Annotated in this window: 12 protein-coding genes; 6 read left to right on the forward strand and 6 right to left on the reverse strand. The window is 55.7% G+C overall.

Annotated elements, in window-relative coordinates; translation table 11 throughout:
- Positions 1–227: 227 nt before the first annotated feature.
- Positions 228–800 (reverse strand): hypothetical protein, encoded by a 573-nt coding sequence (locus tag EKK48_08875; protein ID RTL43393.1) that lies wholly within the window; start codon positions 798–800, stop codon positions 228–230.
- Between the two features lie 942 nt (positions 801–1,742).
- Between EKK48_08875 and EKK48_08880 the strand changes: the two genes are divergently transcribed.
- Positions 1,743–2,438, forward strand: coding sequence for an NUDIX domain-containing protein (locus EKK48_08880; GenBank protein ID RTL43394.1), 696 nt, complete (start codon positions 1,743–1,745; stop codon positions 2,436–2,438).
- 244 nt (positions 2,439–2,682) lie between these two features.
- On the opposite strand, the gene EKK48_08885 is transcribed toward EKK48_08880, so the two are convergent.
- From EKK48_08885 to EKK48_08895, 3 genes are read right to left on the reverse strand one after another with little or no spacing between them, the layout of a single operon-like run.
- Entirely contained in the window at positions 2,683–3,528 is an 846-nt protein-coding gene (locus tag EKK48_08885; protein RTL43395.1) for a purine-nucleoside phosphorylase, read from the reverse strand.
- 9 nt (positions 3,529–3,537) lie between these two features.
- Complete coding sequence (locus tag EKK48_08890; protein ID RTL43396.1) at positions 3,538–4,059, reverse strand: hypothetical protein; 522 nt, start codon at positions 4,057–4,059, stop codon at positions 3,538–3,540.
- A 42-nt stretch (positions 4,060–4,101) separates the two neighbouring features.
- Positions 4,102–5,538, reverse strand: a complete 1,437-nt coding sequence (locus tag EKK48_08895) for a phosphopentomutase (GenBank protein ID RTL43397.1) — start codon at positions 5,536–5,538, stop codon at positions 4,102–4,104.
- 417 nt (positions 5,539–5,955) lie between these two features.
- Here EKK48_08895 and EKK48_08900 point away from each other — a divergent pair, with 417 nt between their 5' ends.
- From EKK48_08900 to EKK48_08915, 4 genes are all read left to right on the forward strand, one after another.
- Positions 5,956–6,393, forward strand: a complete 438-nt coding sequence (locus EKK48_08900; GenBank protein RTL43398.1) for a hypothetical protein — start codon at positions 5,956–5,958, stop codon at positions 6,391–6,393.
- 220 nt (positions 6,394–6,613) lie between these two features.
- Complete coding sequence (locus EKK48_08905; GenBank protein ID RTL43399.1) at positions 6,614–7,399, forward strand: MerR family transcriptional regulator; 786 nt, start codon at positions 6,614–6,616, stop codon at positions 7,397–7,399.
- 447 nt (positions 7,400–7,846) lie between these two features.
- Positions 7,847–8,722, forward strand: a complete 876-nt coding sequence (locus EKK48_08910) for an HD domain-containing protein (GenBank protein RTL43400.1) — start codon at positions 7,847–7,849, stop codon at positions 8,720–8,722.
- 303 nt (positions 8,723–9,025) lie between these two features.
- Positions 9,026–11,107 (forward strand): hypothetical protein, encoded by a 2,082-nt coding sequence (locus EKK48_08915; GenBank protein RTL43401.1) that lies wholly within the window; start codon positions 9,026–9,028, stop codon positions 11,105–11,107.
- A 197-nt stretch (positions 11,108–11,304) separates the two neighbouring features.
- Here EKK48_08915 and EKK48_08920 read toward each other — a convergent pair whose 3' ends face one another.
- Positions 11,305–11,751 carry a hypothetical protein gene (locus EKK48_08920; GenBank protein ID RTL43402.1) on the reverse strand — a complete coding sequence of 149 codons (447 nt, stop codon included), beginning with the start codon at positions 11,749–11,751 and terminating at the stop codon, positions 11,305–11,307.
- 143 nt (positions 11,752–11,894) lie between these two features.
- On the reverse strand, positions 11,895–12,347 hold the full coding sequence (locus EKK48_08925; GenBank protein RTL43403.1) for a hypothetical protein: 453 nt from the start codon (positions 12,345–12,347) through the stop codon (positions 11,895–11,897).
- A gap of 998 nt (positions 12,348–13,345) precedes the next feature.
- Between EKK48_08925 and EKK48_08930 the strand changes: the two genes are divergently transcribed.
- Positions 13,346–14,980, forward strand: a complete 1,635-nt coding sequence (locus EKK48_08930; protein ID RTL43404.1) for a hypothetical protein — start codon at positions 13,346–13,348, stop codon at positions 14,978–14,980.
- Positions 14,981–15,003 lie beyond the last annotated feature (23 nt).

The following is a 15,003-nucleotide window of genomic DNA, read 5'->3' on the forward strand; positions in this document are numbered from 1 at the left end:
GGAAAAAGGCCAAAAAGGTAAGAAAGTGGCCTAAAGCGGGTCGGCTTTAGACCACTGTCTACTAAATGGGGGGAAGGTCAGAAAACAAAAGGCAGTGCTAGAGAAAAATGAGTCCGAGGGCAGTCTTGCGGGTGAAACCACGATTGGTATCAACACCGCAAGAGCTGCTTCCTCGAACTAACTGAATCTGCTACCTGATACAGCTAGCTAGCAGCGAGCTTGAAACATCAGTCCTTGTCGCCCTTGCAGCAGCGGTCCTTGCGGTGCTGGCAGACCACGTCGAGACCTTGCTGGATGTGACGCTTGGCCTGAGCCGTGCAGACGAACTCGACTTCGAACGTCTGGTCAGACTCGATGGCGCCGAGCTTACGCTCGACCGACTGGCGAACGATGTGGGCAGTGCCCCGCAGGTTGATGTTGAGCGCAGTGAGCCGATTGGCCACCACGGGAACGGTCAGCTTGTTGCAGCCCTTCGACAGCGCCTGGTCGACAGCCGCCTCGATGACATCGTGCAGCCCACAGGGGTTGAAGTTCTGGACACTGCCCAGCCCCATCATGACCAGGTACTGCTGCGGACTGTCCGAGCCAAGCTCGACCGTGACAGCCTCGGCCAGCTCAGCCCGGAAGCCGTGCTGCTCGAGCGCCTGCGACAAAAGTCCGTCACAGTGCGCATCGATCGCCTTCGGCCCAGCTCCCAGACCCATGCCCTGGATCTTCGTGAGCATGAGCATCGGCGTGCGGATTGATTGGACTCCACCTTCGCTGTTGAGCGTCGGGGAGATGGTGAACTTTACGTGCATACGACACCTCTTTCAAAACACCGGCTGAATGCCGGAATAGCTGCGCATGCCGCTCCCTCGCAAAGCAGCATTGGGCATCATGGGTGATACCGTGCGCAGGTTGGCATAAGAATTCACTGTGCTAACGTCTACGAAGCCGAATCTGACCCAGTCCAAGAATCAGAGGCAGCTATCGATACGGCTCACAAGTGACAGGCGAAGTAGTCTTCAACGCCTTTGAACAACTCCAGGAACCTCGTCGACCAGCACCTTCATCGCACAGACAGCGATGCAGGCAAGAAAAGAATCGATGGAAGATGCTGGTGGTGGGCTGTTGAGAAGAAACTGGAGAAGGTGAAGAGAGGAAGACTATGAGAGCCTATGGCAACACCTCACCGGTAAGCAAGCTAACCAAACTAACTTCCGCCTAATTTGAGGGCTGAAGGCAGCAGCACAGAGCGCACCGCACCGGAGCTCGAACACTTGAATACATGTCAATTTCGGGCTAGTTTTGTGGATACTCTTGACTGCTCCCCTGGTTGCAAAGCGGCACCGTTGAGCCATTTAAATGATGTAGCGCAACTTGCACACTGGCGCTAGGTTTGATTAAGAAATTCCGCTGATGTCAACAGGGCGACCAGTCCAGGGACCATAAACAGGCGCAGGCACAATCTGAGCAGCTCCCCTATATCCCAGACTCCTCACCTATCAAGCTCTGGCAGACCAGAGCGTTTACTTGTTTATCGATGCATACTTCTGCTAGGTAAAAGTAGCCTTTTTATTTTTCCGTTCTAACCCGAACACCACCCACACGTAGATAACAGCACGAGTAACAGTCGTCTCCTGCGCACATCAGTGCACAAGACTGCTGTTGCCAGAACAGATCCGGCAGAGCTGGAACCTGTTAAGGTCGCTCGACGCCCACCTCAGTGGTCTTCGAACGACCTGTAAACACCGCTGCTAATGCGTATCTTCAGAAACGAGGGACCCATGGAGATATTCACCTTGCGCACCATATGTGGTGTGCTGATTTTGGCTGTCATCCTGCTGTTGCTCCTGGCACGGCGACGCGGATGGCAGGTTTTCGGGCAGCAGCGTGGCAGGGAGACGCCGCCGCCGGCTCACTTCCACAATGTTCGCTGGTGCCCGATTTGCCGTGGCAGACTGCGTCAGGCGCAGATCTGCGGAAGACTGAGACTGGCATGCACTCGACGCGGTTGCCGCTACGTACACTGGGACAGCCCCAAACCCGTGGTTGTTTGCGTCGTTGAAATCAATGGCAAAATCGTCCTCGTGCGTCGCGCAATCGAACCCGCCACCGGACAGTGGTGCATTCCCGGCGGCTACATGGAAGCTGGCGAGACGGGCGAAGAGGCAGCGGCGCGCGAGTGTTTCGAAGAGACCGGGCTGAAAGTCAAAATCGTCAGCCTGATTGGCGCCTACGCCCCCTGTCACGACGTCAATGAAATCATTCTGGTTTACAAGGCTGCCGTGGTCGGAGGTTCGATTAAGCCTGGTGATGAAGAGAGCGAAGTAGGCGTATTCAGCCAGGGCGAACTGCCTGCCGATATCGCTTTCGACCAGCATCGCAAAATCATCGCCCATTGTTTCGACAACACGGTGATCAAACCAGCCGAGCTCGACTGCTGCAGCCCATAGGTGACGCCCTGAAAGCATGTCCGACCAGGCAAGTTCCGTAGCAAACTGCGGAATTTGCCTGGTCTGCGTCAAAGACAGTTATAGCCGTGATGCCAGTACAACAAAACAGCCGCACGCAGAAAAAAAATTTTGCTTCCAGTGCCACCAAATACGGTGGCACACAAGAACAAAGGGCAGTCAAAAGCACAGAACGCGCTGCGAAAACGCAGGACGGTCGAAGAAAGAAGAAAACAGATAGGCTCAGCTAGATCGAAGTAAGCACGGCATGGAAAAGCTTGTCCAGACGCAATGACGCTTGCTTGGAAGCCTCCAACACCTCTTCGTGTCCACCCATCGCCTCACCCTCTTTCCAGACATTGGTGACCACAGATATGGCCGCCGCTACGGTGCCTGTTCCCGCCGCTGTGAGCAGTTCCGGCACAGTCGACATACCAACGGCGTCGGCATTCAGTCGTCGCAGCATCTCTATCTCAGCCATAGTCTCATATGAAGGACCCAGACAGGCGGCGTAAGTACCTTGCTGCAACGGCACAAACGACTGATCGGCGCCACTGAGCTTTTTGCCGATTTCGATAACCTTGTCTGTAAGCGCATTGGCGCAAGCAACTGGATCTTTCATAAGCGCCGACACAAGACCCTTTTCCTTGTGTTCAGGATTGAGAAAATCGCGATAGCCAGTCAGCACCATCAAGTCGCCAACGTTGAACGATTTGTTCAACCCACCAGCCGCGTTTGTCAGAAACAGCTTGGGAACGCCCCATTCAACAAGTACTCGCGCCGGCAGTGTGACAACAGACCAGTCGTGACCTTCATAGAGGTGGAATCGTCCACGGAGAACCGCTACCAGAGGACCATCAGGAGCCTCGACCAACCGCCCGACGACAATCGATCCTGCGTGTCCGGCGATTGTCGGCGCGATGCCGAAGACCTCTTCAAAGGGCAAAGCAACTGGATCATGCAGATCCATCAACACTTTGACACCAGAACCAAGCACAACCGCGGCATCCGGCACACGCTTGCATGCAGCCTTTAAAATGCCAACGGAACTACTCGCTGATTTTGCTTCGATATTCCAGGATTCAGTCTTCATCAGAAACTCCTAATTGATCAACGACTTGATTTCATTCATCAGGGCCCCGTCCAGCGGCAACCTGGAAGGCACGACAATACCGATCACTTTCCACCCTGAATGAGCGGCAACAATCATCGTTTGAGCGAGATTATAGGAAAAGAATTCGGCTCCCAGACTCTTCAACTTAGCAGTCTCAGCCGCATCCGGCACCACACCTTGCTTGAGCCCGCCCAGCACACCGCGCTGAATCGCCGGTAGAATCTTGCCAGGCATTTCCTCGACCAGGTAAATATCATTGACGACTGGAAACCGTTCACCACAGGCATCATTAGGACCCAATAGTGGATTGGAACCAGTCAAATTGATATGGTCAGACACCAGATGCGGTGCCTCAGCTGTAAACCCGAAACCAGGGTCGATAACAACCGCGACCCTGGTGCCTTTGTGGTTGCGCACAGCGCTGGTCACTTCATCGGTAAAACGATCAAACTGCTGAGCACCAACGACCTTACCCGTGAAATCTATTAGTTTTGCGCCTTTCAAATCCACGTTAATCTCCTTATCCGAGGATAGTCTTTGCCGTCACCGCCACTAAACCATCGCAGCGCGCGCGCTTGAAACAAATGAAACGCCCGGACCATCCCATTTTGTGCCGACCCAGTCAGCTACACTGGCAGCAACGTCGGTAAAACCGTCACGAATGCCGACATTTAAATCAGACGCCGACTGGAAGCCTGGCGAATAAGCAAGCAGCGGCACAAACTCTCTGGTGTGGTCGGTGCCTGGTGCAGTCGGGTCGTTGCCATGGTCAGATGAAATAATCAGGAGGTCATCATTGGTCATTGATTTGAGAATTTTGCCCAGCCATTCGTCAATTTCGCTCAAGGCCGCGGCATAGCCCTTCGCATCTCGGCGATGACCGAAAAGCGAGTCAGTATCAACCAAGTTGGTGAAAACAAACTGCACATGCTCTGGTTTTTCTTTAGCAAGACGAACCTTTTCGTAATCAACCTGATTTGTGATCGACTGCAGAGTCAGCTCAAGACCTTCCTGATTTGAACCGGTATGCTGCGCGTGCGTCAAACCCTGGCCTGTAAAAATGTCTTCGATCTTGCCGATACCGAACACGCCGATTCCTTTTGCCGACAGTGCATCAAGCAAAGTCGGAGACGGAGGTGGCACAGCATAGTCGTGACGGGCGCCACTCATGCGTTTCCAATTGCCAGGCGTGCCCGTAAACGGACGGGCAATGACTCGACCGACGCGGTGCTTGCCTTGCAACTGTCGGCGCGCTATTTCACACCACTTGTAGAGCGTTTCCAGAGGAACAGTACTTTCGTGCGTGGCAATCTGAAAAACGCTGTCGCCGCTTGTATAAACAATCGGAAAACCAGTGCGCTGATGTTCTTCACCCAGTTCGTCTAATACTGCAGTTCCAGAGGCCGGCTTATTGCAGAGTACGCCCTTGCAGCCGGTCTCATCGATAAATCTCTGGATAACATCGTCTGGAAAACCCTGCGGATAATAGGGGAAGGCAATGTCGTTAACTACGCCCATCATCTCCCAGTGACCGGTTTGCGTATCTTTGCCGTTGCTGCACTCTTGCAGCTTGCCAAACATGCCGACACTCTTTTCGATCGCCTGCACGCCGGCAATCGGAGCGATATTTCCCAGACCCAGACGAGCCATATTGGGCAGCTTCAAACCGCCTGTTTCGCGGGCAGTATTCGCTAGAGTGTTGCAATTATCGAGGTCGCCAAACTCTGCCGCATCAGGGGCGGCTCCAATTCCACATCCATCAATGACGACGACAAACGCCCGTCGAAGCCCATGTTCGTTTGTTTTTCCCGTCTGGCTGGCCACAATTACCCCCTCGTAGCGAATCACATCTCCCAACCGTTGGAAGGCATTAAATCGCTTACTTCGCTGATTTGGATATTGTAGTTTCCGCGTCTCGATTTTCCCACTTCTTTGAAATCGTCGTCGTAGCGAGGCACGCGCTAGCTCGCGAACTTCAGATAGCGTCATATAGCGCCAGAAGCCTGATCCTGTTTACCTTTCAGCGTGACGAAAGAATGGAGGATGAGTGAGAGAAGGCAATTGTAAAGAGGTGAGATTTTTAGATCGAGCTTAAATTCCCCAATCTACGCATAGCCAGCCCTTGTGTTGTTTTTCGTCTTTTTGTTAGCGTCACACCGTACTTTCGTTTTTTCTGCCAAAACGCCTCCAACTTCCCGCCAAGCACATCTCTCCTTCAGCTTTTCCGATGCTTATTGCTCTCCATCACCGGAGTGCGATAAAGACCGGATTCAGGTGCAAAGCGGAATTTTGCGGCGTCAGGCGATCTCGCGCAGCCCGTTTCCATGGTGGAGACAGGCTCGTTTCACATCTAAAAGGGTGAGGCCGAACTGAGATTTCGCGCTAACCACCCACGAGGACACAGTTATGAAAAAGCTCACAGTTTTCGCAGCACTGGCCGTCATGATGCTCGGGTTCGCTGGCACGGCTCAGGCTCAACACCACGGCGGTCACGGCGGTTACCACGGCGGCAACTACGGTCACGACTACCGTGGCGGCTACAACGGCGGCAACTACGGTCACGACTACCGCGGCGGCTACGGCGGTTGGAACCGCGGCGGCGGCATCGTCATCGGCGGCGGTGGCATCGACATCATCATCGGTGGCGGTCATCGCGGCTACCCCTACCCGTACCCCGACGGCGGCTGGCGCAACTATCCGCCCATCCCGCCCACCCGCATCGTCTACGAGCGTGTCTACGACCCGTACCGCGGCAGCTACACGGTGCGCCACATCGCCCGCTGGGACAACTACTACCGCGGCTACGTCTGGTACGACATCAACGGCAACCTGCGCGTCAACTGACCGCAGACCAACTGGCCAATCGGGAAGCTTGAAGGCACAGTCTCTACGGTCCTGATTCTCAGTCTCTGACTGAATTGACGGACCAACGAAGACATCGCCTCTCGCTTTCCGACTGCACGGAAGTGGTCTCGGGATTACCCGAACCACTTCCTTTTTCACCCTTTTTACTGAACGATATAGTATAAAATCAAACATCGAGAGTTGTCATAGCTGCGCTAGTATGGTGTATAAATTAGGGATACTTAGCGCAGGGAATTCCATGACCGAACTGATGTCGATTAACGCTGTTGCCGCTCGCCTGGCACTGTCTGTTCACCAGTTAAGACGCTGGGAGTTGATGTTCGGGCTTGAAATCAAACGCGGTCGTGGACAACAGCGCCAATACCGTGCCGAAGACTTATCCGTTCTGGAACGCATCAAAGAGCTCGTAGATCAGGGCTGGCCTACTTCTCAAATTCGCCCGCAGCTCGAAGCCGAAGGTCTGGTTTCACCGAAATTGATAGGACTGCCAACTCCTCCAGGCAACCCTGAAGTCTTGATGGAAGCTCTGATTGGCTTTAGAAGTTTTACGGAACGACGCTTCATTGAAATCTCCAGGCAAATAGATGAACTGAGACAGCTCCTCATTTCTGTAACTCTCAAGCAAGAACTGCAAGGGGAGCTGAGCTCGCCCTGGCAACCAATGCCGCAAGAATTCGTGCCTGAAGTAAAAGCGTCCCCTGCTGAAGAGATAAATCTCGGACCAGCTGTTAATCTCAATGTCGCAGCAGAAGAACCGAGTCCAAGCGATAGCGACCTGCTTGGATTAGGTGAAGTCACCGATCAGAATTACCTGACCATTCTGGGCAGAGCGCTCGATCTGGTCGGCTGGACAGACGAACAAGCCGACGCCTTTTCAAGCAAGTCATACAACGTCGCACACTGGGATGAACTGGGTCGCAGTCAAGCTGAAAGACTGATCGAACACCTGATCACCGTCATGAACGGCGAAACTGCCGCGCCGTAAAAGCGCACACCTTAAGCAAATGAAATGGCGAGGCTTTGCTAGCGTCCGGGCTTGTCCTGACGCCTGCAATCACCAGCGCTTTCGCACGACCGCTTGAGAACCAAGCTCTGTTTGCTTCGCGAGCTTTCTAGATTGGCCTACTTTTGTGAACCAGCGTACACAGAGGGCAACAATACTGACTCCCGCGCCGAAAAAACCTTCAAATCGAGCCCGCGCAAGGCTTGAGCTTGATTACTTCAACTTGTTAGGGTCAAAACATACATCTTTCACACTTGAACATCTGGAGACCCCCTACCTCAGCCCTTTTGATTCTGAAAAATCGAGCTTGCTGAACCTGGGTGCGACCTACGTTTTGGATTGATGTAGCAACTTTTCTCAATCAACCACTCTCTGAACGCGACTGTTTGTCCATAACGGTCGCGCTGGAGGCTTATAACCGGAGGTTACATGGAACAACAAGTTCCCGATTACAAGTCCCTCGTTCCGCAGGTCTACACCGACCCGGAAGTACTGGCTCTGTGCGCTGAGGGCGACCGTAAGCGGGCCAGTCAGACCTATCACGACCTGACGCACTTCACCCTGGTTCGCGACGTCGCGGTCAGCCTGGCCACGTCGATCGACAACCTGATTCCCGGGATGCTCTCGCCCCACACCCGTGAGGTGATCATCCCCGTCGCCGGCTTCCTGCACGACGTTGGCGGTGGCATCAACCCTGACGACCACGCTCGCGTCGGCGCTCAGTGGTCGCGCAAGTACCTGAAGAAGCTCGGTTTCACGAGGGACGACATCCGCGAGATCTCTCGCGTGATTGCCTGCCATCGTTCCGAGGTCGTCCTCAAGCCGCGCTCCTTCAGCCGTCGGAACTACGCCGATGCTGCCTGGGCAATCGTCGTCATCGCCGACAAGGCGGTCGGCGACGAAGAGCGCGTTCGTCCCGGCCCGGCCGCTGAACTCGCCCGTCTGCGCGAAGAGCACAAGATGAGCGAATGGAAGGGCAGCGAGCACGACCAGGTCAACTTCGCCATCAAGAGCGCCGACCTGGTGCTCGACGGTCGCGGCAAGGGTGCAACCGACCCCGGCGTGATCGTGCTCAAGCTCCGTCTCGACGAGGAAGTCGCCTCGCCGGAGCAGGTCTACAAGCTCTACGGTCGTCGTTTCCACGCCTGCGGCAAGGCAGCTCAATACCTGGGCTTCGTCTTCCGCCTGGAGTTCAACGGTGAACGCTACTTCTACGACAAGAAGTCTCAGGGCTGGAAGCGCGTCGAGACCATCCACGCGACGATGCCCGAAGACCCTGTCGCACCGTCCGGCTCCACGAAGTAACGGTCGGCATTGAAGCACTGAGAGTTCGAACCCACGAACTCTCAGTCGCTTCAATTTTTTCCATTTTCTATTACGGCATACAGTACAACATTTTCAAAAACAGAAAGTTTCCAACAGTCAGACACTCTCAAAACCAGAAGCTCTACAGACCAGACAGTTCGGTCAGTTTTTCAACAAAACAGACAAGTTGCAGACAGGCACCCTCAAAACAACTCAACCAAACACGAATCTGGAAAGCAATTTCGAAAGACACAAATAGGAGACATGCGAAGAGGGTACGATTAAGGCGGAGGCAAGTGACACATGACCTTCGGGTTGATCAACTGGCTAAAATCGAAGTACCAGGATCTCGTCTATGACGTGCCGCTCTGGTATCCGTCACGTGAACAACCCGACCATCGGGAATGGCTGTTGACGAACGGGCTGGGCGGCTACAGCTCTGGCACCGTATCTGGTGCACAAACGCGGCGCTACCACGCTCTGCTCGTAGCAGCGCTCGACCCGCCCCACAATCGCAACGTCATCCTCTCCCAGGTTGACGAATTGCTGACCATCAACGGCACGACCCACCAGCTGGCTACCAACCATTGGGCTTCCGGAGTAGTCTCACCGACCGGCTATAAGCAAATCGAATCTTTCTCGATTCTCCCCAGTCCGACCTGGGTTTACGAAATCAACGGCAACTATTTGATCAAGCAATGCACGCTCACCTGGGGCACAAATGAAGTGCATGTGGGCTACACCTGGCTGCCTGACAGCGATAATGCTCCGGCTGATGTACGACTGTCAGTGCGATTTTTGACCGGCTACAGAAACTTCCACGAAAAGCTGGCCGGCTCATCAGACGATAGATATCCGCAATTCGTCTCACCCAATCATTCGGTAATCATTCTGAGCGAGGCAGCCAAACGCCTCTGTCTGACCTGGAACGAAGGCGAATACGAGTCGCAAAAGCAGTGGTGGTGGGACTACCACTGGCCCGAAGAGACAGCCAGAGGAGAGCCGGATCAACAAGACCTGTTTTTCGTCGGCTCAGTTTCAACAAAACTCCACGCCGACAAACAATTTTCCCTGGGCGCCAGCCTGGACAAGCCTATTGAAAAACCCGACTGCCACGCCGCTGTCGAAAAAAACTTGAAAAGACAGAGAGATCTTCTGCGCATCGCCAATTTGCCGCGCAACACCGCATCTAATCTGCTTGTTCTGGCATGCGACCAATTCCTGGTCAGCAAAACTACAACCGACTCTGATGCCGATCTGGGAGTAATCGAAGGCTATCCATGGTTTGCTGAATCGGGTCGAGCAGCCATGATCGCAATGCCCGGTTTGACGCTGGCAACAAGACGGTTCGATGATGGAAAACGCATTCTCAAACACTATGCCGATAACAGCAAAGATGGCGTCATGCCCAATCGCTACATCGAAGAGCCGAGAACACCGGTCGGTTTCGAATATGGTGCAGCAGACGTTACTCTCTGGTGGGCCTGGGCGCTCTATCAGTATCACAAGACGACAAAAGATGTGCAGTTCGTCACCGAACAACTTCCGCTCATGCTCAAGGCTGCTAACCACTACATCAACGGCGCCGACAAAAACATGAAGATCGACCCAAGCGACGGTCTTCTCAAATGCTCTGGCGTTCACCAGGAACACAGCTGGATGGACACAAAAGTGGCAGATTATCCGATCACACCACGAGCCGGAAAAGCTGTAGAACTTTGCGCTCTCTGGTACAACTTTCTGGAGACAATTATCTTTTTCGCGCGGTCCACAAATGCATTAGACGGTCAAATAACCGAGCTTGAGCACTACGCCACACTGGCCCGGCAGTCGATGCAAAAATTCTGGAATGCCGACCGCCAATGCCTCTTCGATGTTATAGAGCCAGGATTCGGTTCGTCCAACCTGCCCGAGTCAAGCATCAGACCAAATCAGTTGTTAGCGGTCTCACTTCCTTACCGAGCGCTGACGACAGCCCAGGAGAAGTCTGTCTTGATCGCCATCGAATCTGAGCTACTCACGTCGATGGGCGTTCGTACCCTCGCTTCCACAGATTCCGCTTATCAAAGCATCTACGGGTGCGGGTTCGCTCACGCCGACCAATATCATCGCGATCTCTCTTATCACCAGGGAATGGCCTGGCCCTGGCTGCTTGGAGCTTATTGCGACGCACTGATAAACGTTTATGGACTGCTACCAGAGACAACTGTGCGCATCAACCTCGTCATGCAGCCGCTCTTGAGCCACCTGATCGAAGAAGCCGGGTTAGGCAGTATCTCTGAAATATTCGACGGATCGAGGCCGCACCTGCCGCGTGGCAGCATCGCCCAGGCCTGGTCCGTTGCTGAAGTGATGCGCTTTTTGAGCTGGCAAAATCGCCGCTGATAATGAGAAGGAAGGACCCTAAAACGCTTTCACGGTTATGAAATTTAAATACTAATTGCAATAGTAGTTAATGTGAAAAACAAGAGGCACCGGAAGAGGCGGGTCACGCCACTTCCGATGTCCTTGTTTCACCCGTCCAGCAGGGACACCAGTCCAGAATCAACTGAACTGTGTCCGTGATGGACAGGAAGCGGAGGCTACTTCGAGCCGGCGACGGCGCTGACTTCGTCGAGCGCGGCTTCGGCGGTCTCGCGACGCGTCTTCTCGGCGGTGCGCTCGGCAGCCTGCTTCTCGGCGATGCGACCGAGCTTCTCGGCGCCGGCCTGGCGAGCAGCCGCGATGGCTTCCTCGAGCGCCTTGATGCGGGCGTCGGTCTGGTCGTTGACGCGGTCGAGCTCGGACTGGCGACGCAGTTCGGCCTTCTCGGCTTCGGTGGTGGCGGCTTCGATGGCGGCTTCGAGCGCGGCGGCGTCGGCCTTGGCGTCTTCGATGCGCTGAGCCTTCATCGAGGCGAGCAGCTGCTCGGCAGCGGCGATGTTGCTGTTGTTGTCGGCGAGGTGGCGCTGCGCCTTCTTGGCGGCGGCAACTTCGGGCGACTGGAAGATCGCGGCGATGGCGGCGATGATGGCACTGATGGTCTTCATAGTTCGATGGTCCTTTCGGTTTGCGAATTTGATGTCAGAGCGACTTGCTTCTGCGGTCAGAAAAGAGCGAGAGGTGCGGGCAACTGCAGAACCCTCTTGCGAGTGAACTGCAGCTGCCCGTCCTCAGTTGAAACGCGAAGTCGTTACTTCGCGCTGTTGCCGGCGGCGGCGCTCACCTCTTCGAGCGCGGCTTCGGCGGTCTCGCGACGCGCCTTCTCGGCGGTGCGCTCGGCAGCCTGCTTCTCGGCGATGCGACCGAGCTTCTCGGCGCCGGTCTGGCGAGCCGCGGCGATGGCTTCCTCGAGCGCCTTGATGCGGGCGTCGGTCTGGTCGTTGACGAGGTCGAGCTCGGCCTGGCGACGCAGTTCGGCCTTCTCGGCTTCGCTGGTGGCGGCGGCGATGGCGGCTTCGAGGGCGGCGGCGTCGGCCTTGGCGTCTTCGATGCGCTGGGCCTTCATCGCGGCGAGCAGCTGCTCGGCGGCGGAGATGTTGCTGTTGTTGTCGGCGAGACGGCGCTGCGCCTTCTTGGCGGCGGCGACTTCGGGCGACTGGAACAGAGCAGCGAGGGCGGCGAGAATCGCGTTGATGGTCTTCATAGTGTTTAAACCTTTCATCAGCTGAATGAACGTTCCTTGATCAGGGGAACGCAGGGTTAGACCCATCCTTGACGTCATGTCTTGGACGAGCACAAGCGGATGCACGTCACCAGAGGCAACGAACACCCAGGATAGGAGCACTGACGCACGAGGCGACGAGCACTCCGAGCAGTCTTCAACTTCCCAGCAAAACCAAAGCCCACTTACTTCGAGGTACTCGTTTACTCCTAGCCGAAGCTGGTAGCGGAGAACGGAGATACGCTGAAGAAATGGACTTGTCGAGAGTTTCGGCGGTCTTGTGGAGGGAGAGAGAAGATACCAGGAGCCTATCACTTGGCAATGGGCGCTAAAAGGCTACCCACTATTGTGTACTGATGTTTGCTTACACGGCGCAGGTCCGCCTGTGCCAGGCTTTGAGTGCTGCCTGCGCTAGGTAGCACAGACCGGGCGCCCACGGTTGCAAAGAGATTTAATCGAAAAATGGCGTTATCGTGGCTAGTGCGAATAACCAGTTAATATACCGCTAGCGCAAGCTAACGCGAATGATTGCGAAAAAGAGTCAATTAGACCACGCTTGAAAACCGCCAATGCCCAGACAGTGCCTCACGCGAGCGTCGCACAGCGAATTTGAGTTAATCCGGGTAAATCAAACCACAAATATTCAGTCGACGAGCCGCTAAAGCCTCTGCTGCGGACGTTCTTCAGTGTGTAACGCAATACCTAGCGCTAGCTCGTCTATTTCTTGAGCCCGCGCAGTTGCAAAGAGTAGCTTTAAGACGTTATTTCACCACCTCAATCTCCTCCGGCTAACACCCAGCTTTCCCAGCCGCCAATCCCCCAAGCAACTACTTCGCCAGCCGCGAATTTTTGCTGGCCGCCTGTGGGTTCTGGAGTACGAGGTCAACGTCAACAGCTCGATGTGCATCTCGCCATCGAGTCGATTCTTCGATGAGAGCCTGCTGTGCAGACGCTCATCGCTTCTCAAGAAGGAGAATTGTATGCCTGATAACAAAGAGGCTGCTTCCTCCGGGTCGACGGTATTTTCGCAAGAGAACTTGATCTGCGCCGGTGTTCTCATCGCCGCGGTCATCCTTGCGTCATTCCTCTACCCCGGACTGGGCAGCCTGTCTCTCTGGAGCTGCGCCATCGCGCTCGGCGTCGGTGCCATCGCCTGGGCGATTCTGCACTTCGTCAAGTCTGACTATCGCATCACCTCGACCGAGGCCACCATCGCTTCGGTCGTGCTCATGATTCTCGTCGTCCCTGTCGTCGACCACGTCGGCGCCAAGATGGCATTCGACAACAAGGTCTCCTACCAGGAGTTCTGGGGCGGCTACGAGGCTGCTGCTCTGCGCGGTGTCACCGTCTGCGAGAAGGACGGATACTGCGAGCACACCTACGCCTGCGACTGGTACTGGGTCAAGGTCGTGGACCAGGCCGCCTACACGGAGCCTGCCTACACCGACTCGAACAAGGTCTACCACCCGGCGGTCTATCACCCCGAAGTGTCGCACATGGAGCATCGCCACCACGATTGCCCCTATACGACGCAGGAATACACCTTCACGGTGCGCACCACTCTCGGCGACTACACCATCGGCTCCCACTGGCTGCCCAGCAACCCTGACCAGCACCGGTGGCACGGCGATGACGGCGGCGATTACGTCTCGCGTGTGCCTGGCGACATCCCTTCCGGCATCCCGTCGCAGTGGTCGCAAGCCAAGTCGCGCATCGAAGCCGGCGACCCCGGTCCGGTGACGCAGGAGCACTCCTACGACAACTACATCCTGGCCTCGCAGGATGCCGCCCTGAAGCGTTACTCGCCGTACATCGACCAGTACACGCAGCTGGGAATTCTGCCGAACCTGAACCACTCGGTGAAGAATTTCTACTACATGGACCGCGCCTACTTCGTCGGCAACACGGGCGCAGACCAGGCCGCCTGGACAGCCGCGGTCGAGCGCTACAACGCCGCCCTGGGTGCAAGCCTGCAAGGCGACCTCTACCTGGTCATCGCCGACACCCACAAGGTGACCGACCCCGACAACTACATCTCGACTCTGACCGCCTACTGGCAGTCGCCCAAGTTCGAGAAGTACGCCATCTCCAAGAACGCCATCGTCGTCGTGCTCGGCACCGAGGACGGCAAGACGGTGAAGTGGGCGCGCGCTCTGACCGGCATGCCCACGGGCAACAGCACCATGGTCTTCGCCATCCAGAACCAGCTGGGCGGCAAGGAACTCACCCCGCTGTCCATCCTCGGACAGCCCAAGGGACTGCTCTCACCCAAGGGTGCGGACAGTTACAAGGTGACCATCCTGCACACGCAGTCGCCTGGTGCGCTGGAGTCGATCATGTGGGCTGACGACACCGGCTTCAAGCGCGTCAGCATGACGGGCAAGGGCTCGGGCAACGGCGTCGGCTTCGAGTACCTGAAGACGCAGATCCAGCCGACCGGCGGTCAGCTGTTCGCCATCTACTCGGTCGTCTTCTTCCTGTCGCTGCTCGTCTGGGGCGCGATGGTCTTCCTGGCTGTGCCCAGTCTGCGCCAGGTGCTCGGTCACGAGCCCTTCGGCAGCGGCAACAACCCGCAGAGCGTCATCTCGCGCATGCGTGATCGGCGCCGCTTCTAACGGCGCAAATTCTGTCGTGAGGT

The sequence above is a fragment of the Candidatus Melainabacteria bacterium genome (assembly GCA_003963305.1).
Lineage (GTDB): Bacteria > Cyanobacteriota > Vampirovibrionia > Obscuribacterales > Obscuribacteraceae > PALSA-1081.

What these genes read in the sequence shown, in the direction of transcription:
- EKK48_08875 (RTL43393.1), bottom strand. Translation starts at nt 800, where the DNA reads ATGCACGTAAAGTTCACCATCTCCCCGACGCTCAACAGCGAAGGTGGA.
- EKK48_08880 (RTL43394.1), top strand. Translation starts at nt 1,743, where the DNA reads ATGCGTATCTTCAGAAACGAGGGACCCATGGAGATATTCACCTTGCGC.
- EKK48_08885 (RTL43395.1), bottom strand. Translation starts at nt 3,528, where the DNA reads ATGAAGACTGAATCCTGGAATATCGAAGCAAAATCAGCGAGTAGTTCC.
- EKK48_08895 (RTL43397.1), bottom strand. Translation starts at nt 5,538, where the DNA reads ATGACGCTATCTGAAGTTCGCGAGCTAGCGCGTGCCTCGCTACGACGA.
- EKK48_08900 (RTL43398.1), top strand. Translation starts at nt 5,956, where the DNA reads ATGAAAAAGCTCACAGTTTTCGCAGCACTGGCCGTCATGATGCTCGGG.
- EKK48_08905 (RTL43399.1), top strand. Translation starts at nt 6,614, where the DNA reads ATGGTGTATAAATTAGGGATACTTAGCGCAGGGAATTCCATGACCGAA.
- EKK48_08910 (RTL43400.1), top strand. Translation starts at nt 7,847, where the DNA reads ATGGAACAACAAGTTCCCGATTACAAGTCCCTCGTTCCGCAGGTCTAC.
- EKK48_08915 (RTL43401.1), top strand. Translation starts at nt 9,026, where the DNA reads ATGACCTTCGGGTTGATCAACTGGCTAAAATCGAAGTACCAGGATCTC.
- EKK48_08920 (RTL43402.1), bottom strand. Translation starts at nt 11,751, where the DNA reads ATGAAGACCATCAGTGCCATCATCGCCGCCATCGCCGCGATCTTCCAG.
- EKK48_08925 (RTL43403.1), bottom strand. Translation starts at nt 12,347, where the DNA reads ATGAAGACCATCAACGCGATTCTCGCCGCCCTCGCTGCTCTGTTCCAG.
- EKK48_08930 (RTL43404.1), top strand. Translation starts at nt 13,346, where the DNA reads ATGCCTGATAACAAAGAGGCTGCTTCCTCCGGGTCGACGGTATTTTCG.